31 protein-coding genes are annotated in these 18,197 nt (G+C 60.4%); all 31 read left to right on the top strand.

The window, feature by feature from the left end:
- Positions 1-15 precede the first annotated feature (15 nt).
- The 31 genes from tuf (at position 16) to katG (ending at position 18,104) form a co-directional block, all read left to right on the top strand.
- The gene (gene tuf / locus IG194_RS18420) at positions 16-1,209 is read left to right on the top strand and encodes an elongation factor Tu (protein ID WP_009617114.1); all 1,194 of its coding nucleotides are present in this window, start codon (positions 16-18) and stop codon (positions 1,207-1,209) included.
- A 159-nt stretch (positions 1,210-1,368) separates the two neighbouring features.
- A complete protein-coding gene (gene rpsJ, locus IG194_RS18425) occupies positions 1,369-1,680 on the top strand; it encodes a 30S ribosomal protein S10 (RefSeq protein ID WP_003243886.1) in 312 nt (103 codons plus the stop codon).
- Between the two features lie 82 nt (positions 1,681-1,762).
- The gene (gene rplC / locus IG194_RS18430) at positions 1,763-2,398 is read left to right on the top strand and encodes a 50S ribosomal protein L3 (RefSeq protein WP_009617147.1); all 636 of its coding nucleotides are present in this window, start codon (positions 1,763-1,765) and stop codon (positions 2,396-2,398) included.
- Positions 2,399-2,412: 14 nt separating this feature from the next.
- Entirely contained in the window at positions 2,413-3,015 is a 603-nt protein-coding gene (gene rplD, locus IG194_RS18435) for a 50S ribosomal protein L4 (protein WP_009617148.1), read from the top strand.
- Positions 3,012-3,311, top strand: a complete 300-nt coding sequence (gene rplW / locus IG194_RS18440) for a 50S ribosomal protein L23 (protein ID WP_043273414.1) — start codon at positions 3,012-3,014, stop codon at positions 3,309-3,311. Before rplD ends, rplW begins: the two co-directional genes overlap by 4 nt.
- An 11-nt stretch (positions 3,312-3,322) precedes the next feature.
- On the top strand, positions 3,323-4,144 hold the full coding sequence (gene rplB, locus IG194_RS18445; RefSeq protein ID WP_009617152.1) for a 50S ribosomal protein L2: 822 nt from the start codon (positions 3,323-3,325) through the stop codon (positions 4,142-4,144).
- A gap of 16 nt (positions 4,145-4,160) precedes the next feature.
- Positions 4,161-4,436: a 30S ribosomal protein S19 gene (gene rpsS, locus IG194_RS18450; protein ID WP_003093734.1), complete on the top strand. Its 276-nt coding sequence runs from the start codon at positions 4,161-4,163 to the stop codon at positions 4,434-4,436.
- A 12-nt stretch (positions 4,437-4,448) separates the two neighbouring features.
- A complete protein-coding gene (gene rplV / locus IG194_RS18455; RefSeq protein ID WP_003103908.1) occupies positions 4,449-4,781 on the top strand; it encodes a 50S ribosomal protein L22 in 333 nt (110 codons plus the stop codon).
- Positions 4,782-4,794: 13 nt separating this feature from the next.
- Positions 4,795-5,481, top strand: a complete 687-nt coding sequence (rpsC, locus tag IG194_RS18460; RefSeq protein WP_009617162.1) for a 30S ribosomal protein S3 — start codon at positions 4,795-4,797, stop codon at positions 5,479-5,481.
- A gap of 11 nt (positions 5,482-5,492) precedes the next feature.
- Entirely contained in the window at positions 5,493-5,906 is a 414-nt protein-coding gene (gene rplP / locus IG194_RS18465; RefSeq protein ID WP_009617163.1) for a 50S ribosomal protein L16, read from the top strand.
- Positions 5,906-6,097, top strand: a complete 192-nt coding sequence (gene rpmC / locus IG194_RS18470) for a 50S ribosomal protein L29 (protein WP_009617164.1) — start codon at positions 5,906-5,908, stop codon at positions 6,095-6,097. The genes rplP and rpmC overlap by 1 nt, the downstream gene beginning before the upstream one ends.
- A 2-nt stretch (positions 6,098-6,099) precedes the next feature.
- Entirely contained in the window at positions 6,100-6,366 is a 267-nt protein-coding gene (gene rpsQ, locus IG194_RS18475) for a 30S ribosomal protein S17 (RefSeq protein WP_192353598.1), read from the top strand.
- Positions 6,367-6,382: 16 nt separating this feature from the next.
- Positions 6,383-6,751 (top strand): 50S ribosomal protein L14, encoded by a 369-nt coding sequence (gene rplN, locus IG194_RS18480; RefSeq protein WP_003093714.1) that lies wholly within the window; start codon positions 6,383-6,385, stop codon positions 6,749-6,751.
- A 12-nt stretch (positions 6,752-6,763) separates the two neighbouring features.
- On the top strand, positions 6,764-7,078 hold the full coding sequence (gene rplX / locus IG194_RS18485) for a 50S ribosomal protein L24 (RefSeq protein WP_009617167.1): 315 nt from the start codon (positions 6,764-6,766) through the stop codon (positions 7,076-7,078).
- 17 nt (positions 7,079-7,095) lie between these two features.
- Entirely contained in the window at positions 7,096-7,635 is a 540-nt protein-coding gene (gene rplE / locus IG194_RS18490) for a 50S ribosomal protein L5 (protein WP_009617168.1), read from the top strand.
- A gap of 13 nt (positions 7,636-7,648) precedes the next feature.
- Positions 7,649-7,954 (top strand): 30S ribosomal protein S14, encoded by a 306-nt coding sequence (rpsN, locus tag IG194_RS18495; RefSeq protein ID WP_009617169.1) that lies wholly within the window; start codon positions 7,649-7,651, stop codon positions 7,952-7,954.
- A 188-nt stretch (positions 7,955-8,142) separates the two neighbouring features.
- Positions 8,143-8,535 carry a 30S ribosomal protein S8 gene (gene rpsH / locus IG194_RS18500; RefSeq protein WP_009617170.1) on the top strand — a complete coding sequence of 131 codons (393 nt, stop codon included), beginning with the start codon at positions 8,143-8,145 and terminating at the stop codon, positions 8,533-8,535.
- A gap of 11 nt (positions 8,536-8,546) precedes the next feature.
- The gene (gene rplF / locus IG194_RS18505) at positions 8,547-9,080 is read left to right on the top strand and encodes a 50S ribosomal protein L6 (RefSeq protein WP_009617171.1); all 534 of its coding nucleotides are present in this window, start codon (positions 8,547-8,549) and stop codon (positions 9,078-9,080) included.
- Between the two features lie 10 nt (positions 9,081-9,090).
- A complete protein-coding gene (rplR, locus tag IG194_RS18510; RefSeq protein WP_009617172.1) occupies positions 9,091-9,441 on the top strand; it encodes a 50S ribosomal protein L18 in 351 nt (116 codons plus the stop codon).
- A 3-nt stretch (positions 9,442-9,444) separates the two neighbouring features.
- Entirely contained in the window at positions 9,445-9,945 is a 501-nt protein-coding gene (gene rpsE / locus IG194_RS18515) for a 30S ribosomal protein S5 (RefSeq protein ID WP_009617173.1), read from the top strand.
- A 2-nt stretch (positions 9,946-9,947) separates the two neighbouring features.
- The gene (gene rpmD, locus IG194_RS18520; protein WP_009617174.1) at positions 9,948-10,124 is read left to right on the top strand and encodes a 50S ribosomal protein L30; all 177 of its coding nucleotides are present in this window, start codon (positions 9,948-9,950) and stop codon (positions 10,122-10,124) included.
- 3 nt (positions 10,125-10,127) lie between these two features.
- The gene (rplO, locus tag IG194_RS18525; protein WP_009617175.1) at positions 10,128-10,562 is read left to right on the top strand and encodes a 50S ribosomal protein L15; all 435 of its coding nucleotides are present in this window, start codon (positions 10,128-10,130) and stop codon (positions 10,560-10,562) included.
- On the top strand, positions 10,563-11,897 hold the full coding sequence (gene secY, locus IG194_RS18530) for a preprotein translocase subunit SecY (RefSeq protein ID WP_009617177.1): 1,335 nt from the start codon (positions 10,563-10,565) through the stop codon (positions 11,895-11,897).
- A 29-nt stretch (positions 11,898-11,926) separates the two neighbouring features.
- The gene (rpmJ, locus tag IG194_RS18535) at positions 11,927-12,043 is read left to right on the top strand and encodes a 50S ribosomal protein L36 (protein ID WP_002555468.1); all 117 of its coding nucleotides are present in this window, start codon (positions 11,927-11,929) and stop codon (positions 12,041-12,043) included.
- Positions 12,044-12,173: 130 nt separating this feature from the next.
- The gene (gene rpsM / locus IG194_RS18540) at positions 12,174-12,530 is read left to right on the top strand and encodes a 30S ribosomal protein S13 (RefSeq protein WP_009617178.1); all 357 of its coding nucleotides are present in this window, start codon (positions 12,174-12,176) and stop codon (positions 12,528-12,530) included.
- Positions 12,531-12,548: 18 nt separating this feature from the next.
- Positions 12,549-12,938, top strand: a complete 390-nt coding sequence (gene rpsK / locus IG194_RS18545) for a 30S ribosomal protein S11 (RefSeq protein ID WP_003093689.1) — start codon at positions 12,549-12,551, stop codon at positions 12,936-12,938.
- A 16-nt stretch (positions 12,939-12,954) separates the two neighbouring features.
- Positions 12,955-13,575, top strand: a complete 621-nt coding sequence (gene rpsD / locus IG194_RS18550; protein ID WP_009617181.1) for a 30S ribosomal protein S4 — start codon at positions 12,955-12,957, stop codon at positions 13,573-13,575.
- Between the two features lie 22 nt (positions 13,576-13,597).
- The gene (locus IG194_RS18555; protein ID WP_009617182.1) at positions 13,598-14,599 is read left to right on the top strand and encodes a DNA-directed RNA polymerase subunit alpha; all 1,002 of its coding nucleotides are present in this window, start codon (positions 13,598-13,600) and stop codon (positions 14,597-14,599) included.
- A gap of 43 nt (positions 14,600-14,642) precedes the next feature.
- On the top strand, positions 14,643-15,032 hold the full coding sequence (gene rplQ / locus IG194_RS18560) for a 50S ribosomal protein L17 (protein ID WP_009617183.1): 390 nt from the start codon (positions 14,643-14,645) through the stop codon (positions 15,030-15,032).
- 202 nt (positions 15,033-15,234) lie between these two features.
- Entirely contained in the window at positions 15,235-15,699 is a 465-nt protein-coding gene (gene bfr / locus IG194_RS18565; RefSeq protein WP_009617184.1) for a bacterioferritin, read from the top strand.
- Positions 15,700-15,959: 260 nt separating this feature from the next.
- The gene (gene katG, locus IG194_RS18570; RefSeq protein WP_176707155.1) at positions 15,960-18,104 is read left to right on the top strand and encodes a catalase/peroxidase HPI; all 2,145 of its coding nucleotides are present in this window, start codon (positions 15,960-15,962) and stop codon (positions 18,102-18,104) included.
- Positions 18,105-18,197: the final 93 nt, after the last annotated feature.

Raw genomic sequence — 18,197 nt, forward strand, 5'->3', positions numbered from 1 at the left:
TAAGAGGTTACTGTCGTGGCTAAGGAAAAATTTGAACGTAACAAACCGCACGTCAACGTTGGCACCATCGGCCACGTCGACCACGGTAAGACCACTCTGACCGCTGCTCTGACCAAGGTCTGCTCCGAGACCTGGGGTGGCTCCGCTCGCGCCTTCGACCAGATCGACAACGCGCCGGAAGAGAAAGCCCGTGGTATCACCATCAACACTTCGCACGTCGAATACGACTCGCCGGTACGCCACTACGCTCACGTAGACTGCCCGGGCCACGCCGACTACGTGAAGAACATGATCACCGGTGCTGCCCAGATGGACGGCGCGATCCTGGTTTGCTCGGCTGCCGACGGCCCCATGCCGCAGACCCGCGAGCACATCCTGCTGTCCCGTCAGGTAGGCGTTCCCTACATCGTCGTGTTCCTGAACAAGGCCGACATGGTCGACGACGCCGAGCTGCTGGAACTGGTCGAGATGGAAGTTCGCGACCTGCTGAACACCTACGACTTCCCGGGCGACGACACTCCGATCGTGATCGGTTCCGCTCTGATGGCTCTGAACGGCCAGGACGACAACGAGATGGGCGTTTCCGCCGTGCGCAAGCTGGTAGAAACCCTGGACTCCTACATCCCCGAGCCGGTTCGTGCCATCGACCAGCCGTTCCTGATGCCGATCGAAGACGTGTTCTCGATCTCCGGCCGCGGCACCGTGGTAACCGGTCGTGTCGAGCGCGGTATCGTCAAGGTCCAGGAAGAAGTGGAAATCGTCGGCATCCGTCCGACCACCAAGACCACCTGCACCGGCGTTGAAATGTTCCGCAAGCTGCTCGACGAAGGTCGTGCTGGCGAGAACGTCGGCGTCCTGCTGCGCGGCACCAAGCGTGAAGACGTAGAGCGTGGCCAGGTTCTGGCCAAGCCGGGCACCATCAAGCCGCACACCAAGTTCGAGTGCGAAGTGTACGTGCTGTCCAAGGAAGAAGGTGGTCGTCACACCCCGTTCTTCAAGGGCTACCGTCCGCAGTTCTACTTCCGTACCACCGACGTGACCGGCAACTGCGAGCTGCCGGAAGGCGTCGAGATGGTAATGCCGGGTGACAACGTCAAGATGACCGTCACCCTGATCGCCCCGATCGCCATGGAAGACGGCCTGCGCTTCGCTATCCGCGAAGGCGGCCGTACCGTTGGCGCCGGCGTGGTTGCCAAGATCATCGAGTAATCGACCGATCTAGCGCATGAGGAAAAGGGGCCCTTCGGGGCCCCTTTTTCGTTGGATTGGTTAAATATTGACACCCTCCAGGGGCATCCGTACAATTGCGCCTCCTTTTAACGGGCGGAGTCCGCCCGTTGGGAATGGCAACTTGGAGTCTGAGGTCAAATGCAAAATCAACAAATCCGTATTCGGTTGAAGGCTTTTGACCATCGCCTGATCGACCAGTCTACCCAGGAAATCGTGGAAACCGCGAAACGTACTGGGGCTCAGGTGCGTGGTCCGATTCCTCTGCCGACCCGCAAGGAACGTTACACCGTGCTGATTTCCCCGCACGTCAACAAGGACGCTCGTGACCAGTACGAAATTCGTACCCACAAGCGTGTGCTCGACATCGTTCAGCCGACCGACAAGACCGTCGACGCGCTGATGAAGCTCGACCTTGCTGCTGGCGTCGAAGTACAGATCAGCCTCGGCTAATGCCTTCGGCATTGGTCGTGTAACGCTCTGAAATGGGCGGCCATAGCGGGTGAAAGCCCCGTACACTAAAGAGGTTCTTAAGATGACAATTGGTGTTGTCGGTCGTAAGTGCGGCATGACCCGCATTTTCACCGAAGATGGTGTCTCCATTCCGGTCACGGTCATTGAGGTCGAGCCGAATCGCGTCACCCAGTTCAAGAACGAAGAGACCGATGGCTATCGCGCTGTGCAGGTAACTGCCGGCGAGCGTCGTGCTTCTCGCGTGACCAAGGCTCAGGCCGGTCACTTTGCCAAGGCGAATGTCGCCGCCGGTCGCGGCGTGTGGGAATTCCGTCTGGGCGAAGAGGAGTTCAAGGCAGGCGATTCCATCTCCGTCGATCTGTTCCAGGCAGGCCAGCTGGTAGACGTTACCGGCGAGTCCAAGGGTAAAGGCTACGCCGGTACCATCAAGCGCTGGAACTTCCGTGGTCAGGACAATACCCACGGTAACTCCGTTTCCCACCGCGTCCCGGGTTCGATCGGCCAGTGCCAGACTCCTGGTCGAGTGTTCAAGGGCAAGAAAATGTCCGGTCACATGGGTGCTGAGCGTGTAACCGTTCAATCCCTTGAGGTCGTGCGTGTCGATGCCGAGCGTAATCTGCTGCTGGTCAAGGGTGCCGTTCCTGGCGCTACCGGCGGTGACGTGCTCGTGCGTCCGGCAGCCAAGGCTCGCGGTTAAGAGGGGAAGCTGAGATGCAACTTAATGTGAACGGCGCTCAGGCTATCGAAGTCTCCGAGCGTACCTTTGGCAGCGAATTCAACGAGACTCTGGTTCACCAGGCAGTCGTCGCCTACATGGCTGGCGGCCGTCAGGGCACCCGCGCTCAGAAGACTCGTTCCGAAGTCTCCGGTGGCGGCAAGAAGCCGTGGCGTCAGAAGGGCACCGGTCGTGCTCGCGCTGGCACCATCCGCAGCCCCATCTGGCGTGGGGGCGGCACCACTTTCGCCGCCAAACCGCAGGATCACTCCCAGAAGCTCAACAAGAAGATGTACCGCGCAGCCCTGCGCTCCATCCTCTCCGAGCTGGTCCGTCTGGACCGCCTGGTTGTCGTTGCCGACTTCGCCGTCGATGCACCGAAAACCAAAGGTCTGGTCAGCAAGCTGGACGGCCTGGGCCTGAAAGACGTGCTGATCGTCACCGATGGCGTTGATGAAAACCTGTACCTGGCTGCGCGCAACCTGGCGCACGTCGATGTACGCGACGTCCAGGGTTCCGACCCGGTCAGCCTGATCGCCTACGACAAGGTGCTCGTCACCGTGTCCGCCGTGAAGAAGTTCGAGGAGCTGCTGGCATGAACCAGGAACGCGTATTCAAAGTGCTGCTGGGCCCGCATATCTCCGAGAAAGCCACGGGGCTGGCGGACGGCAAGAGCCAATTCGTTTTCAAGGTTGCCACTGATGCAACCAAGCTGGAAATCAAGAAGGCCGTCGAAAGCCTGTTCGGCGTGAAAGTACGTCGCGTCACCACCCTGAACGTTCAGGGCAAGACCAAGCGTACCGTTCGCGGCCTGGGCAAGCGTAACGACTGGAAGAAGGCGTACATCGCCCTTCAGCCCGGCCAAGATCTCGATTTCGCAGCTGGCGCTGAGTAAAGGGGTGCATCATGGCAATCGTTAAATGCAAACCGACTTCCGCTGGTCGTCGCTTCGTCGTCAAGGTCGTGAACCAGAACCTGCACAAGGGTGCTCCGTTCGCTGGCCTGGTCGAGAAGAAGTCCAAGTCGGGCGGCCGTAACAACAACGGTCGTATCACCACCCGCCACATCGGCGGTGGTCACAAGCAGCACTACCGTCTGGTCGACTTCCGCCGCAACAAGGATGGCATCCCTGCCATCGTCGAGCGCGTGGAATATGACCCGAACCGCACTGCGCACATCGCTCTGCTGAAGTACGCGGACGGTGAGCGTCGTTACATCATCGCCCCCAAAGGCGTGGTGGCTGGCGATCAACTGATCTCCGGTATCGGCGCTCCGATCAAGCCCGGCAACAACATGCCGCTGCGCAACATCCCGGTTGGTAGCACCATCCACGGTATCGAGCTGAAGCCGGGCAAAGGCGCCCAGCTGGTTCGCTCCGCTGGCGCCTCGGCCCAGCTGGTAGCCCGTGAAGGCGCTTACGTAACCGTGCGTCTGCGTTCCGGTGAAATGCGTAAAGTCCTGGCTGACTGCCGTGCGACCCTGGGCGAAGTCTCGAACTCCGAGCACAGCCTGCGTTCGCTGGGTAAAGCTGGTGCCAAACGCTGGCGCGGCATTCGCCCGACCGTTCGTGGTGTTGCCATGAACCCGGTCGACCACCCGCATGGTGGTGGTGAAGGTCGTACCTCTGCTGGTCGTCATCCGGTATCGCCGTGGGGTCTTCAGACCAAGGGTAAGAAGACTCGCGCGAACAAGCGTACCGATAACATGATCGTCCGTCGCCGCAAGTAAATAGAGGGATACGACAGTGCCGCGTTCTCTGAAAAAAGGTCCTTTTATCGATCTTCACCTGCTGAAGAAGGTCGAAGTGGCGGTGGAAAAGAACGACCGTAAGCCGATCAAGACCTGGTCGCGTCGTTCGATGATTCTGCCGCATATGGTTGGTCTGACCATCGCTGTCCACAACGGCCGTCAACACGTGCCGGTCCTGGTCAACGAAGACATGGTCGGTCACAAACTCGGCGAGTTCGCTGCTACCCGCACTTATCGTGGGCATGCTGCGGACAAGAAAGCCAAGCGTTAAGGGGTAAGGAAGATGGAAGTAGCCGCTAAGCTGTCGGGCGCTCGTATCTCCGCCCAGAAAGCCCGCTTGGTCGCCGACCAGATCCGCGGGAAGAAGGTGGGCGAAGCGCTCAACCTCCTGGCTTTCAGCAGTAAGAAAGCCGCCGAGATCATGAAGAAAGTGCTGGAGTCGGCTGTTGCCAACGCTGAGCACAACGAAGGCGCCGATGTGGACGACCTGAAGGTCTCCACCGTCTTCGTCAACGAAGGTCGTTCGCTCAAGCGCATCATGCCGCGCGCCAAAGGCCGTGCTGATCGCATCGTCAAGCGGTCTTGCCATATCACTGTCAAGGTTGCGGACAAGTAACGGAGTCGATCAGATGGGTCAGAAAGTACATCCCAATGGCATCCGCCTGGGTATCGTCAAGGAGCACACCTCCGTTTGGTACGCAGATAAGCGCACTTACGCCGATTATCTGTTCGCCGACCTGAAGGTCCGTGAGTACCTCCAAGACAAACTAAAAAGCGCGTCCGTAAGCCGTATCGATATCCATCGCCCGGCTCAAACCGCACGTATCACCATCCACACCGCCCGTCCCGGTATCGTGATCGGCAAGAAAGGTGAAGATGTTGAGAAGCTGCGTCAGGACCTGACCAAGCAAATGGGTGTGCCCGTGCACATCAACATCGAGGAAATCCGCAAGCCGGAACTCGATAGCATGCTGGTTGCGCAGAGCGTAGCTCAGCAGCTGGAACGCCGCGTCATGTTCCGTCGCGCCATGAAGCGCGCCGTGCAGAACGCCATGCGTATTGGTGCCAAGGGCATCAAGATCCAGGTGAGTGGTCGTTTGGGCGGCGCTGAAATTGCTCGTACCGAATGGTATCGCGAAGGTCGTGTGCCCCTGCACACCCTGCGTGCCGATATCGACTATGCCACCTACGAAGCGCACACCACCTACGGTGTGATCGGTGTCAAGGTTTGGATCTTCAAAGGCGAGGTCATCGGTGGCCGCCAGGAAGAGCTCAAGCCGGTAGCGCCCGCTCCTCGTAAAAAAGCTGCTAAGTAAGGAGTACGCAAATGCTGCAACCTAAGCGTACGAAGTTCCGCAAGCAAATGACCGGTCACAACCGTGGCTTGGCTCATCGCGGTAGCAAAGTCAGCTTCGGCGAGTTCGCCCTCAAGGCGACCAGCCGTGGCCGTCTCACCGCGCGTCAGATCGAGTCCGCACGTCGTGCGCTGACCCGTCACGTAAAACGTGGCGGCAAGATCTGGATCCGCGTATTCCCCGACAAGCCGGTTACCAAGAAGCCCCTCGAAGTTCGTATGGGTAAAGGTAAGGGCGGCGTCGAGTACTGGGTAGCCCAGATTCAACCGGGCAAGGTCCTGTACGAGATCGAGGGTGTATCCGAAGAGCTGGCGCGTGAGGCATTCGCCCTGGCTGCTGCAAAGCTGCCGCTCGCCACCTCCTTTGTTAAGCGGACGGTGATGTGATGAAAGCGAATGAACTTCGTGAGAAATCCGTGGAGCAGCTGAACGAGCAACTGCTCGGCCTGCTGCGCGACCAGTTCAATCTGCGTATGCAGAAAGCAACTGGCCAGTTGGCGCAGTCCCACCTGCTCTCGCAGGTGAAGCGCGACATCGCTCGCGTCAAAACTGTGCTCAATCAGCAAGCAGGTAAGTGAACATGGCTGAAGCTCAGAAAACCGTCCGTACGCTGACCGGCCGCGTCGTCAGCGACAAGATGGACAAGACCGTCACCGTTCTGATCGAGCGTCGCGTCAAGCGCCCGATCTACGGCAAATACGTGAAGCGTTCGACCAAGCTGCACGCCCACGACGAAACCAATCAGTGCCGCATTGGTGACCTGGTCACCATTCGCGAAACCCGTCCGCTGGCCAAGACCAAGGCCTGGACCCTGGTTGATATCGTCGAGCGCGCAGTGGAAGTCTAAGGGTCGGAGATAGATAATGATTCAGACTCAATCCATGCTCGATGTCGCTGATAACAGCGGCGCGCGTCGCGTAATGTGCATCAAGGTGCTCGGCGGTTCCCACCGTCGCTACGCCGGCATTGGCGACATCATCAAAGTCACCGTCAAGGAAGCGATTCCGCGCGGCAAGGTGAAGAAAGGCCAGGTCATGACTGCCGTGGTCGTTCGTACCAAGCACGGCGTTCGTCGTACCGACGGCTCCATCATCCGCTTCGACGGTAACGCCGCCGTCCTGCTGAACAACAAGCAGGAGCCGATCGGCACCCGTATCTTCGGGCCCGTGACTCGTGAACTTCGTACCGAGAAGTTCATGAAGATCGTCTCGCTCGCCCCTGAAGTGCTGTAAGGAGTAGCCGTCATGCAAAAAATTCGTCGTGACGACGAAGTCATCGTCATTGCCGGCAAGGACAAGGGCAAGCGTGGCAAGGTGCTGAAAGTTCTCGCTGACGACCGTCTGGTCGTCGGCGGTGTGAACCTGATCAAGCGCCACACCAAGCCCAACCCCATGCTCAACCAGCAAGGCGGGATCGTCGAGAAGGAGGCGCCTCTGCACGTCTCCAACGTCGCCATCTTCAACCCGGAAACCAGCAAGGCTGACCGCGTTGGCTTCAAGGTAGAAGACGGTAAGAAGGTTCGTGTCTTCAAGTCGACCCAGAAACCGGTCCAGGCTTGAGGGAGTAGGTAGATACCATGGCACGATTGAAAGAACTGTACCGGAAGGAAATCGCGCCCAAGCTGAAGCAAGAGCTTCAGCTGGCGAACGTGATGGAAGTTCCGCGCGTTACCAAAATCACCCTGAACATGGGTCTTGGCGAAGCTGTCGGTGACAAGAAAGTCATCGAGAGCGCCGTGGCCGATCTGGAAAAGATCGCAGGCCAGAAGCCGGTCGTGACTTACGCTCGTAAGTCCATCGCCGGCTTCAAGATCCGTGAAGGCTGGCCGATCGGCGTGAAGGTCACCCTGCGTGGCGACCGCATGTACGAATTCCTGGACCGCCTGCTCTCCATCTCCCTGCCGCGCGTGCGTGACTTCCGCGGCCTGAATGCCAAGTCCTTCGATGGCCGCGGCAACTACAGCATGGGCGTGAAAGAGCAGATCATCTTCCCGGAAATCGATTACGACAAGATCGATGCTCTGCGCGGCATGGACATCACTCTGACCACCACCGCCCGTACGGACGATGAAGGTCGCGCTCTGCTGCGCGCCTTCAACTTCCCGTTCCGCAACTGATTGGAGTAGGAACATGGCCAAAGAGAGCATGAAAAACCGTGAGCTGAAGCGTCAGCGCACGGTAGCCAAGTACGCCCAGAAGCGTGCCGAGCTGAAAGCGATCATCGCTAATCCGAACTCCTCCCAGGAAGAGCGTTGGAATGCGCAGGTCGCCCTGCAGAAGCAACCGCGTGACGCGAGCGCCAGCCGCCTGCGTAACCGTTGCCGCCTGACCGGTCGTCCGCACGGCTTCTACCGCAAGTTCGGCCTGAGCCGTAACAAGCTGCGTGAAGCCGCCATGCGCGGCGACGTACCGGGCCTGGTGAAAGCCAGCTGGTAAGTCGGTCGAGACGGGGCCGGCAACGGCTCCGTTGATCGCTTTGCGAAGCAAGCCCCCTCGTGGGGCTTGATTCGTTTTTGAGCGGTCTCTAGAATACCCGGCTCCCCTGAGCCTGGGTTTTTCTCACCCTGCGTTTTGAGGGTGAGTATCGTTGAAGGCTTATCTTTTGTATCAGGAGCATTAAGCCCATGAGTATGCAGGACCCGTTAGCAGACATGCTAACTCGCATCCGTAATGCCCAGATGGCTGAGAAGACCGTCGTGAGCATGCCGTCTTCCAAGCTGAAGGCGGCAGTAGCCAAAGTCCTCAAGGACGAAGGTTACATTGCGGACTATCAGGTCAGCGCCGAGGCCAAGCCTCAGCTGTCCATCGAGCTGAAGTACTTCGAAGGCAAACCCGTCATCGAAGAAGTGAAGCGAATCAGCCGTCCTGGCCTGCGCCAGTACAAGTCCGTAGATCAGCTGCCGAAAGTTCGCGGTGGTCTGGGTGTGTCGATCGTCTCCACCAACAAAGGTGTGATGACCGACCGCGCAGCCCGTGCCGCTGGCGTTGGTGGCGAAGTGCTCTGCACTGTGTTCTAAGGGGAATCAGCATGTCTCGCGTTGCTAAGAACCCCGTCAAGCTGCCCGCCGGCGTCGAAATCAAGCTGGCTGGTCAGGAACTCTCGGTCAAGGGCTCCAAAGGCTCCCTCGAGCTGAAAGTCCACCCGTCCGTAGAAGTCATCCAGGACAACGGTGAGCTGCGTTTCGCCGCCCGTAACGGCGACCAGCAGACCCGTGCCATGGCCGGTACCACCCGCGCCCTGGTCAACAACATGGTGATCGGCGTCAGCCAGGGCTTCGAGCGCAAGCTCCAGCTGGTCGGCGTTGGTTACAAGGCGCAGGCCAAAGGCCAAGTGCTGTCCCTGGCCCTCGGCTTCTCCCACCCGGTCGATTACGAACTGCCCGCCGGCATCGTCGCCGAAACCCCCAGCCAGACCGATATCCTGATCAAGGGCATCGACAAGCAGCTGGTCGGCCAGGTTGCCGCGGAGATCCGCGATTTCCGTCCGCCGGAGCCGTACAAAGGCAAGGGCGTGCGGTATTCGGACGAAGTCGTACTTCGTAAAGAAGCCAAGAAGAAGTAGGGCATAGCAAATGAGCGTCAAGAAAGAAACCCGTCTGCGTCGCGCTCGCAAGGCACGCCTGAAGATGCGCGAGCTGGAAGCCGTACGCCTTTGCGTGTACCGCTCCTCCCAGCACATTTACGCCCAGGTCATCGCGGCCGACGGCGGCAAGGTCCTGGCCAGCGCCTCGACCCTGGACAAGGAACTGCGCGAAGGTGCCACCGGCAACGTCGACGCAGCCAAGAAAGTTGGTCAACTGGTCGCCGAACGCGCCAAGGCTGCCGGCGTCACCCAAGTGGCGTTCGACCGTTCTGGCTTCAAGTACCACGGCCGCATCAAGGCCCTGGCTGATGCCGCTCGCGAAGGCGGTCTGGAGTTCTAAGTTATGGCAAACAACGATCAAAAGCGCGACGAAGGCTACATCGAGAAGCTGGTTCAAGTTAACCGCGTCGCCAAAACCGTAAAAGGTGGCCGTATCTTCGCCTTCACCGCGCTGACCGTGGTTGGCGATGGCAAGGGCCGTGTTGGCTTCGGCCGTGGCAAGGCGCGTGAAGTGCCGGCCGCGATCCAGAAGGCCATGGAAGCTGCTCGCCGCAACATGATCCAGGTCGATCTGAACGGCACCACCCTGCAGTACCCGACCAAGTCCGCCCATGGCGCCTCCAAGGTGTACATGCAGCCGGCTTCCGAAGGTACCGGCATCATCGCCGGCGGCGCCATGCGTGCCGTCCTGGAAGTGGCCGGTGTGCAGAACGTTCTGGCCAAGTGCTACGGTTCGACCAACCCGGTCAACGTGGTATACGCCACCTTCAAGGGCCTGAAGAACATGCAGTCCCCTGAGTCGGTAGCGGCCAAGCGTGGCAAGAGCGTCGAGGAGATTCTCTAACCATGGCAACTGTAAAAGTTACCCTGATCAAGAGCCTGAACGGCCGCCTGGCCAATCACAAGGCTTGCGTCAAAGGCCTGGGCCTGCGTCGCATCAATCATACCGTCGAAGTTCAGGACACTCCTGAAAACCGCGGCATGATCAACAAGGCCTACTACCTGCTGCGTGTGGAGGGTTAATCCATGCAACTGAACGATCTGCGTTCCGCGCCGGGTGCCCGTCGCGAGAAGCTGCGTCCGGGCCGTGGCATCGGTAGCGGTCTGGGCAAGACCGGTGGCCGTGGTCACAAAGGTCAGACCTCGCGCTCCGGCGGCACCATCGCCCCGGGCTTCGAGGGTGGCCAGCAGCCGCTGCACCGTCGTCTGCCGAAGTTCGGCTTCAAGTCCCTGAAAGCCCTGGATCGCGCCGAGGTTCGTACCTCCGAGCTGGCCAAGGTCGAAGGCGAAGTCGTCACCGTGCAGGCCCTGAAGGATGCCAACGTGATCAACCGCAACGTACAGCGCGTCAAAGTCGTGCTGTCCGGTGAAGTTGCCCGCGCGGTCACCCTGAAAGGCATCGGCGCCACCAAGGGCGCTCGTGCGGCTATCGAAGCAGCTGGCGGCAAAATCGAGGACTAAATGGCTAAGCAAGGTGCTCTCTCTGCGCTGAGCAACGGTGGCGGTCTGTCCGAGCTCTGGGCACGTCTGCGTTTCCTGTTCCTGGCGATCATCGTCTATCGGATAGGTGCGCACATCCCGGTTCCGGGCATCAACCCCGATCGCTTGGCGGCACTGTTCCGGCAGAACGAGGGGACCATTCTTAGCCTCTTCAACATGTTTTCCGGCGGCGCGCTGGAGCGCATGAGCATCTTTGCACTGGGGATCATGCCGTACATCTCGGCGTCGATCATCATGCAGCTCATGACCGCTATCAGCCCGCAGCTGGAGCAGTTGAAGAAAGAGGGTGAGTCTGGGCGTCGCAAGATCAGCCAGTACACCCGCTACGCAACGCTCGTCCTGGCGCTCGTCCAGGCCATCGGCATGGCCGTTGGTCTGGGCAGCCAGGGCGTGGCCTTCTCCAATGACTTCGGCTTCTACTTCGTGGCAGTCACCACCTTCGTGGCGGGTGCGCTGTTCATGATGTGGCTGGGCGAGCAGATCACCGAGCGGGGCGTCGGCAATGGTATCTCCATGCTGATCTTCTCCGGGATCGTCGCCGGCCTTCCGCGCGCCATCGGGCAGTCCTTCGAGTCCGCCCGTCAAGGTGACATCAACATCTTCGCCCTGATCGCCGTAGGCCTGCTGGCCGTCGCGATCATCGCGTTCGTGGTGTTCATCGAGCGCGGTCAGCGCCGCATCGCCGTGCATTACGCCAAGCGCCAGCAAGGTCGCAAGGTGTTTGCCGCGCAGACCAGCCATCTGCCGCTGAAAGTGAACATGGCGGGCGTGATCCCGGCCATCTTCGCCAGCAGCATCCTGCTGTTCCCGGCGTCCCTGGGCGCCTGGTTCGGTCAGTCGGAGGGCCTGGGTTGGCTGCAGGACGTCGCGCAAGCGATCGCTCCGGGGCAGCCGCTGAACATTCTGCTGTTTAGTGCAGGGATCATCTTCTTCTGCTTCTTCTACACAGCGCTGATGTTCAATCCCAAGGACGTGGCGGAAAACCTCAAGAAGTCCGGTGCATTTATTCCGGGTATTCGTCCGGGCGAACAGTCCGCTCGCTACATCGATGGCGTGCTGACCCGTTTGACCATGTTCGGTGCCCTGTACATGACGGCGGTGTGCCTGTTGCCCCAGTTCCTGGTGGTGGCTGCCCACGTTCCGTTCTACCTCGGCGGGACCTCGTTGCTGATCGTGGTCGTGGTTGTGATGGACTTTATGGCCCAAGTACAATCGCACCTCGTTTCTCACCAGTACGAATCCCTCATGAAGAAAGCCAACCTGAAGGGTTATGGCGGCAGCAGCATGCTGCGCTGACCGGCCCGTAAGGTTAGTAGGAGTCACTGATGAAAGTTCGTGCATCGGTTAAGAAGCTGTGCCGCAACTGCAAGATCATCCGTCGCGAAGGCGTCGTTCGCGTGATCTGCAGCGCGGAGCCGCGTCACAAGCAGCGCCAAGGCTGAGTGTGATCCACGCGTTATAGCCCGGCAGCTAGTGCGCTGCCGGGTTGATTATTTGTTATTACAGCGCTAATATCCGCGCCCTTTCTTGGCTTCCTGGGCGCCGGGTAGCTGTCAATTGGAGTTTTTCTGAATGGCCCGTATTGCAGGCGTAAACATTCCGGATAACAAGCACACTGTTATCTCGCTGACCTACATCTATGGTGTAGGTCGCACCACCGCACAGAGCATCTGCGCTGCCACGGGCATCAGCCCGGTAGTGAAGATCAAGGACCTGAGCGAAGAGCAGATCGATTCGCTGCGCAACGAGGTGGCCAAGCTGACCACCGAAGGTGACCTGCGCCGCGAAATCAACATGAACATCAAGCGTCTGATGGACCTCGGTTGCTACCGCGGTCTGCGTCATCGTCGCGGTCTGCCGGTTCGCGGTCAGCGTACCAAGACCAACGCGCGCACCCGCAAGGGCCCGCGTAAGCCGATCCGCAAGTAATCGCTTAGGAATATAGTCATGGCAAAACCTGCTGCTCGTCCTCGTAAGAAAGTCAAAAAGACGGTGGTTGACGGGATCGCGCATATCCACGCGTCCTTCAACAACACCATCGTTACCATCACCGACCGTCAGGGCAACGCCCTGTCCTGGGCCACTTCCGGTGGTTCGGGCTTCCGCGGCTCGCGTAAGAGCACCCCGTTCGCTGCCCAGGTAGCGGCCGAGCGTGCCGGCCAGGCTGCTCTGGAATACGGTCTGAAGAACCTTGACGTCAACGTCAAAGGCCCGGGCCCGGGTCGCGAATCGGCTGTTCGTGCGCTGAATGCCTGCGGTTACAAGATCGCCAGCATCACCGACGTAACCCCGATCCCGCACAACGGCTGCCGCCCGCCGAAAAAGCGTCGCGTGTAATAGGAGACAGTGAGAAATGGCTCGTTACATTGGTCCCAAATGCAAACTGTCTCGCCGTGAAGGCACCGACCTGTTCCTGAAGAGCGGCGCTCGCGCGCTCGACTCCAAGTGCAAGGCCGAACAGGTTCCTGGCCAGCACGGCGCTCGCCGTGGCCGTCTGTCCGACTACGGTCTGCAGCTGCGTGAGAAGCAGAAAGTCCGCCGCATCTACGGCGTGCTGGAGCGTCAGTTCCGTGGCTACTACCAAGAGGCTTCCCGCCGCAAGGGCTCCACTGGTGAGAACCTGCTGCAACTGCTGGAATGCCGTCTGGACAACGTCGTCTATCGTATGGGCTTCGGTTCCACCCGTTCGGAATCCCGTCAGCTGGTGTCCCACAAGACCATCAGCGTGAACGGTCAGACCGTCAACATCCCGTCCTATCAGGTGAAGGCCGGCGACGTCGTTGCTGTTCGCGAGAAATCGAAGAACCAGCTGCGTATCGCTCAAGCCCTTGAACTGTGCGCCCAGCGCGGTCGCGTTGAGTGGGTCGAAGTGGACACCGACAAGAAGGCCGGTACCTTCAAGAGCGTTCCGGCTCGTGCCGACCTGTCCGCCGACATCAACGAAAACCTGATTGTCGAGCTCTACTCCAAGTAAGGGCTAGAAAATAGGTGCATCCATGCAGAGTTCGGTAAATGAGTTCCTGACCCCCCGCCACATCGATGTGCAGGTGGTCAGCCAAACCCGCGCCAAGATCACGCTCGAGCCTCTCGAGCGTGGCTTCGGCCATACCCTGGGCAACGCGCTGCGTCGCATCCTGTTGTCCTCCATGCCTGGCTGTGCAGTGGTCGAGGCCGAGATCGACGGCGTACTCCACGAGTACTCGGCGATCGAAGGTGTTCAGGAAGACGTCATCGAAATCCTGCTCAACCTGAAAGGTCTGGCCATCAAGCTGCACGGCCGTGACGAAGTGACGCTGACCCTGGCGAAAAAGGGCTCGGGTGTGGTGACCGCTGCCGATATTCAGCTGGATCATGATGTCGAGATCGTCAACGGTGACCATGTTATCGCCCACCTGGCCGATAACGGCGCGCTGAACATGAAGCTGAAAGTCGCTCGTGGCCGTGGCTACGAGCCGGCTGATGCCCGCTCGAGCGATGAAGACGAAAGCCGCAGCATCGGCCGTCTGCAGCTCGATGCCTCGTTCAGCCCCGTGCGTCGTGTTGCCTACGTGGTCGAGAACGCCCGTGTCGAACAGCGTACCAACCTGGACAAACTGGTCCTCGATCTGGAAACCAACGGCACCCTGGACCCCGAAGAGGCTATCCGTCGCGCCGCTACCATCCTGCAACAGCAGCTGGCAGCGTTCGTGGACCTCAAGGGCGACAGCGAACCCGTCGTTGAAGAGCAGGAAGACGAGATCGATCCGATCCTGCTGCGTCCGGTCGATGACCTGGAGCTGACCGTTCGTTCGGCCAACTGCCTGAAGGCGGAGAACATCTACTACATCGGTGACCTGATCCAGCGCACCGAAGTAGAGCTGCTGAAAACTCCGAACCTGGGCAAGAAGTCCCTGACCGAAATCAAGGACGTCCTGGCCTCTCGCGGTCTGTCCCTCGGTATGCGCCTCGACAACTGGCCGCCGGCAAGTCTTAAGAAAGACGACAAGGCTACTGCCTGATCGTCGTAGCTACCGAACGTAAAGTTTGGAAAGGAATTGAACCATGCGCCATCGTAAAAGTGGTCGTCACCTGAGCCGCACCAGCGCGCACCGCAAGGCTATGTTCCAGAACATGGCTGTGTCGCTGTTCGAACACGAACTGATCAAAACCACCCTGCCCAAGGCCAAGGAACTGCGCCGCGTTGCCGAGCCGCTGATCACCCTGGCCAAGGAAGACAGCGTCGCCAACCGTCGTCTGGCTTTCGACCGTACCCGTTCGAAAGCTGCCGTAGGCAAGCTGTTCAACGAGCTGGGCAAGCGCTACGCCAACCGTCCGGGCGGCTACCTGCGCATCCTCAAGTGCGGTTTCCGCGCTGGCGACAACGCCCCCATGGCGTACGTCGAGCTGGTTGATCGTGCTGTCGGCGGCGAAGCGGTCGAAGCTGCTGAGTAAGGCGAACGCCACTCATGAAAAACCGGGCCTTGGCCCGGTTTTTTATTGCCCGCTGGAAATGTATCTCGTTCCCTTCGGCCCAGGATCCGCGCGTCTTGCAAGGCACTCTCGCGCCGGCGGGACTATCCTCGAATTGATGCGGGTCATGGTCGTCGAGGACCAAATTCTCTTCAATTATTCACCGGACTCATGGAGCTGACTGATGCAAGGCCATGCTGAAGTAATCGACTACCTCAATACCCTGCTGACCGGCGAGCTGGCCGCGCGCGACCAGTACTTCATCCACTCGCGCATGTACGAGGACTGGGGCTTCGCCAAGCTCTACGAGCGCCTCAACCACGAGATGGAAGAGGAAACCCAGCACGCCGACGCCCTGATCCGCCGCATCCTGTTGCTGGAAGGCACGCCGCGTATGCGTCCCGACGATATCCACCCGGGCCGTACCGTGCCGGAAATGCTCGAAGCCGATCTCAAGCTGGAGCGCCAGGTGCGTGCGGCCCTGGCCAAGGGCATCGCGCTGTGCGAGCAGCACAAGGACTTCGTCAGCCGCGACATGCTCAAGGTCCAGTTGGCCGATACCGAGGAAGACCACGCCTACTGGCTGGAGCAGCAACTCGGGCTGATCGCCAAGATGGGCCTGGAGAACTACCTGCAGTCGCAGATATGAGGTTTCGTCTGCAATGAAAGAAGCCCCTCGCGCCTATCGGTCGCAGGGGCTTTTTTGTTTCCACCAGGCGCGCCAGGGGGAGGATTCCGGTGCTGTATTTCCGTTGTTCGGGAGGCTATCGCGCACGGTTCTGCTAAGAGACAAAAACTATCGTGCCGTTGCTTTTCATAAATTGGTCCCCCCAGCGGAGCGGTACTAGTCTTAATCCACCGTCGGCAGCTGTCGACCAGACCGACCCGATGAGGACAAAGGAGAAAGCAATGTCGAATGAATCGAAATGCCCGTTCCATTATGTTGCTGGTGGCGGTACTACCAACGAGGACTGGTGGCCGAATCAACTGAAGTTGGACCTACTGAACCAGCATTCGGAAAGATCCAACCCGTTGGGTGAGAAGTTCAACTACCGCGACGAGTTCAAGAAACTCGACTACTCGGCCCTGAAGGCCGACCTGAAGCACATGATGACCGACTCCCAGGAATGGTGGCCGGCCGACTGGGGCCACTACGGTGGCCTGATGATCCGCATGGCCTGGCACGCCGCCGGGACCTACCGTATCGCCGACGGCCGCGGCGGCGTGGGCCGCGCCCAACAGCGCTTCGCCCCGCTGAACTCCTGGCCGGACAACGTCAGCCTGGACAAGGCGCGGCGCCTGCTGTGGCCGATCAAGCAGAAATACGGCCAGAAGATCTCCTGGGGCGACCTGATGGTGCTCGCCGGCAACGTGGCTCTGGAAACCATGGGCTTCCGCACCTTCGGCTTCGGCGCCGGCCGCGAAGACGTATGGGAGCCGGACAACGACGTCAACTGGGGCGACGAGAAGACCTGGCTCGTCCACCGCGACCCCGAGGCCCTGGCCAAGAACCCCCTGGCGGCCACCGAGATGGGCCTGATCTATGTGAACCCCGAAGGCCCCAATGCCAGCGGTGATCCGTTGTCGGCCGCGCCCGCCATCCGTGCGACCTTCGGCAACATGGCGATGAACGACGAAGAGATCGTCGCCCTGATCGCCGGTGGCCACACCCTCGGCAAGACCCACGGTGCCGGCTCGGCGGACCACGTCGGCGCTCCCCCGGAAGACGCCCCCCTCGAGCAGCAGGGCCTGGGCTGGGCCAGCAGCTATGGCTCCGGCGTCGGCGCCGACGCCATCACCTCCGGCATCGAGGTGGTATGGACGCAAACGCCCACCCAGTGGAGCAACTTCTTCTTCGAGAACCTGTTCAAGTACGAATGGGAACAGACCCGCTCGCCCGCCGGGGCCATCCAGTGGGTCGCCAAGGATGCGCCGGAGATCATCCCCGATCCCTTCGATCCGTCGAAGAAGCGCAAGCCCACCATGCTCACCACCGACCTGACGCTGCGCTTCGATCCGGAATTCGGGAAAATCTCCAAGCGCTTCCTCGATGACCCGCAGGCCTTCGCCGATGCGTTCGCCCGCGCCTGGTTCAAGCTGACCCACCGCGACATGGGGCCGAAGGCCCGCTACCTCGGCCCGGAAGTGCCGAAGGAAGACCTGATCTGGCAGGACCCGCTGCCGCCGGCCACGCACAACCCGAGCGCCGCGGACATCGCCGACCTGAAGGCGAAGATCGCCGAGTCCGGCCTGTCGATCGCCGAGCTGGTGTCTACCGCCTGGGCCTCGGCCTCCACCTTCCGCGGTGGCGACAAGCGCGGCGGCGCCAATGGCGCGCGCATTCGCCTGGCGCCGCAGAAGGACTGGGAGGTCAACAACCCGCAGCAGCTCGCCAAGGTATTGGCCAAGCTCGACGAGATCCAGCGGTTCTCCGGCAAGGCCTCGCTGGCCGACGTGATCGTGCTGGCCGGCAACGTGGGCGTCGAGCAGGCCGCCAAGGCTGCCGGCGTGAACATCGAGGTGCCCTTCGCTCCGGGCCGCGCGGATGCCCGCCAGGACCAGACCGACGTCGAGTCCTTCGAGGTGCTCGAACCCATCGCCGATGGCTTCCGCAACTACAAGAGCGCCAATCCCGGCGCGTCCACCGAGGCACTGCTGGTCGACAAGGCCCAGTTGCTGACCCTGACCGCTCCGGAAATGACCGTGCTCGTCGGCGGCCTGCGTATGCTGGGGGCCAACTACGACGGTAGCGCCCATGGCGTGTTCACCGACCGGCCTGGCGTGCTCAGCAACGACTTCTTCGTCAACCTGCTGGACATGGGGACCGTCTGGGCGCCGGTGGACGGCTCCGCGGAGGTCTTCGAGGGCCGGGCCCGCAAGGGCGGCGAGCTGAAGTGGACCGCTACCCGTGCCGACCTGATCTTCGGTTCGCACTCGGTGCTGCGGGCGCTGGCCGAGGTCTACGCCAGCAGCGATGCCAAGGAGAAGTTCGTGAAGGACTTCGTCGCCGCCTGGACCAAGGTGATGAACCTGGACCGCTTCGATCTGGCCTGATGTTCTTGGGCTGGGAAGAAAAGGCGCCGCTTTGGCGGTAGCAGTGGCCACTTGAAAGAAAATGCCGTTTCCCTTTTACGGGGAAGCGGCATT

Source organism: Pseudomonas sp. ADPe (genome assembly GCF_014843515.1).
In the GTDB taxonomy this organism is placed as follows: domain Bacteria; phylum Pseudomonadota; class Gammaproteobacteria; order Pseudomonadales; family Pseudomonadaceae; genus Pseudomonas; species Pseudomonas citronellolis.

Coding starts and splice junctions, on each gene's coding strand:
- rpsJ (WP_003243886.1), top strand. CDS start 1,369: ATGCAAAATCAACAAATCCGTATTCGGTTGAAGGCTTTTGACCATCGC.
- rplC (WP_009617147.1), top strand. CDS start 1,763: ATGACAATTGGTGTTGTCGGTCGTAAGTGCGGCATGACCCGCATTTTC.
- rplD (WP_009617148.1), top strand. CDS start 2,413: ATGCAACTTAATGTGAACGGCGCTCAGGCTATCGAAGTCTCCGAGCGT.
- rplW (WP_043273414.1), top strand. CDS start 3,012: ATGAACCAGGAACGCGTATTCAAAGTGCTGCTGGGCCCGCATATCTCC.
- rplB (WP_009617152.1), top strand. CDS start 3,323: ATGGCAATCGTTAAATGCAAACCGACTTCCGCTGGTCGTCGCTTCGTC.
- rplV (WP_003103908.1), top strand. CDS start 4,449: ATGGAAGTAGCCGCTAAGCTGTCGGGCGCTCGTATCTCCGCCCAGAAA.
- rpsC (WP_009617162.1), top strand. CDS start 4,795: ATGGGTCAGAAAGTACATCCCAATGGCATCCGCCTGGGTATCGTCAAG.
- rplP (WP_009617163.1), top strand. CDS start 5,493: ATGCTGCAACCTAAGCGTACGAAGTTCCGCAAGCAAATGACCGGTCAC.
- rpmC (WP_009617164.1), top strand. CDS start 5,906: ATGAAAGCGAATGAACTTCGTGAGAAATCCGTGGAGCAGCTGAACGAG.
- rpsQ (WP_192353598.1), top strand. CDS start 6,100: ATGGCTGAAGCTCAGAAAACCGTCCGTACGCTGACCGGCCGCGTCGTC.
- rplN (WP_003093714.1), top strand. CDS start 6,383: ATGATTCAGACTCAATCCATGCTCGATGTCGCTGATAACAGCGGCGCG.
- rplX (WP_009617167.1), top strand. CDS start 6,764: ATGCAAAAAATTCGTCGTGACGACGAAGTCATCGTCATTGCCGGCAAG.
- rplE (WP_009617168.1), top strand. CDS start 7,096: ATGGCACGATTGAAAGAACTGTACCGGAAGGAAATCGCGCCCAAGCTG.
- rpsN (WP_009617169.1), top strand. CDS start 7,649: ATGGCCAAAGAGAGCATGAAAAACCGTGAGCTGAAGCGTCAGCGCACG.
- rpsH (WP_009617170.1), top strand. CDS start 8,143: ATGAGTATGCAGGACCCGTTAGCAGACATGCTAACTCGCATCCGTAAT.
- rplF (WP_009617171.1), top strand. CDS start 8,547: ATGTCTCGCGTTGCTAAGAACCCCGTCAAGCTGCCCGCCGGCGTCGAA.
- rplR (WP_009617172.1), top strand. CDS start 9,091: ATGAGCGTCAAGAAAGAAACCCGTCTGCGTCGCGCTCGCAAGGCACGC.
- rpsE (WP_009617173.1), top strand. CDS start 9,445: ATGGCAAACAACGATCAAAAGCGCGACGAAGGCTACATCGAGAAGCTG.
- rpmD (WP_009617174.1), top strand. CDS start 9,948: ATGGCAACTGTAAAAGTTACCCTGATCAAGAGCCTGAACGGCCGCCTG.
- rplO (WP_009617175.1), top strand. CDS start 10,128: ATGCAACTGAACGATCTGCGTTCCGCGCCGGGTGCCCGTCGCGAGAAG.
- secY (WP_009617177.1), top strand. CDS start 10,563: ATGGCTAAGCAAGGTGCTCTCTCTGCGCTGAGCAACGGTGGCGGTCTG.
- rpmJ (WP_002555468.1), top strand. CDS start 11,927: ATGAAAGTTCGTGCATCGGTTAAGAAGCTGTGCCGCAACTGCAAGATC.
- rpsM (WP_009617178.1), top strand. CDS start 12,174: ATGGCCCGTATTGCAGGCGTAAACATTCCGGATAACAAGCACACTGTT.
- rpsK (WP_003093689.1), top strand. CDS start 12,549: ATGGCAAAACCTGCTGCTCGTCCTCGTAAGAAAGTCAAAAAGACGGTG.
- rpsD (WP_009617181.1), top strand. CDS start 12,955: ATGGCTCGTTACATTGGTCCCAAATGCAAACTGTCTCGCCGTGAAGGC.
- IG194_RS18555 (WP_009617182.1), top strand. CDS start 13,598: ATGCAGAGTTCGGTAAATGAGTTCCTGACCCCCCGCCACATCGATGTG.
- rplQ (WP_009617183.1), top strand. CDS start 14,643: ATGCGCCATCGTAAAAGTGGTCGTCACCTGAGCCGCACCAGCGCGCAC.
- bfr (WP_009617184.1), top strand. CDS start 15,235: ATGCAAGGCCATGCTGAAGTAATCGACTACCTCAATACCCTGCTGACC.
- katG (WP_176707155.1), top strand. CDS start 15,960: ATGTCGAATGAATCGAAATGCCCGTTCCATTATGTTGCTGGTGGCGGT.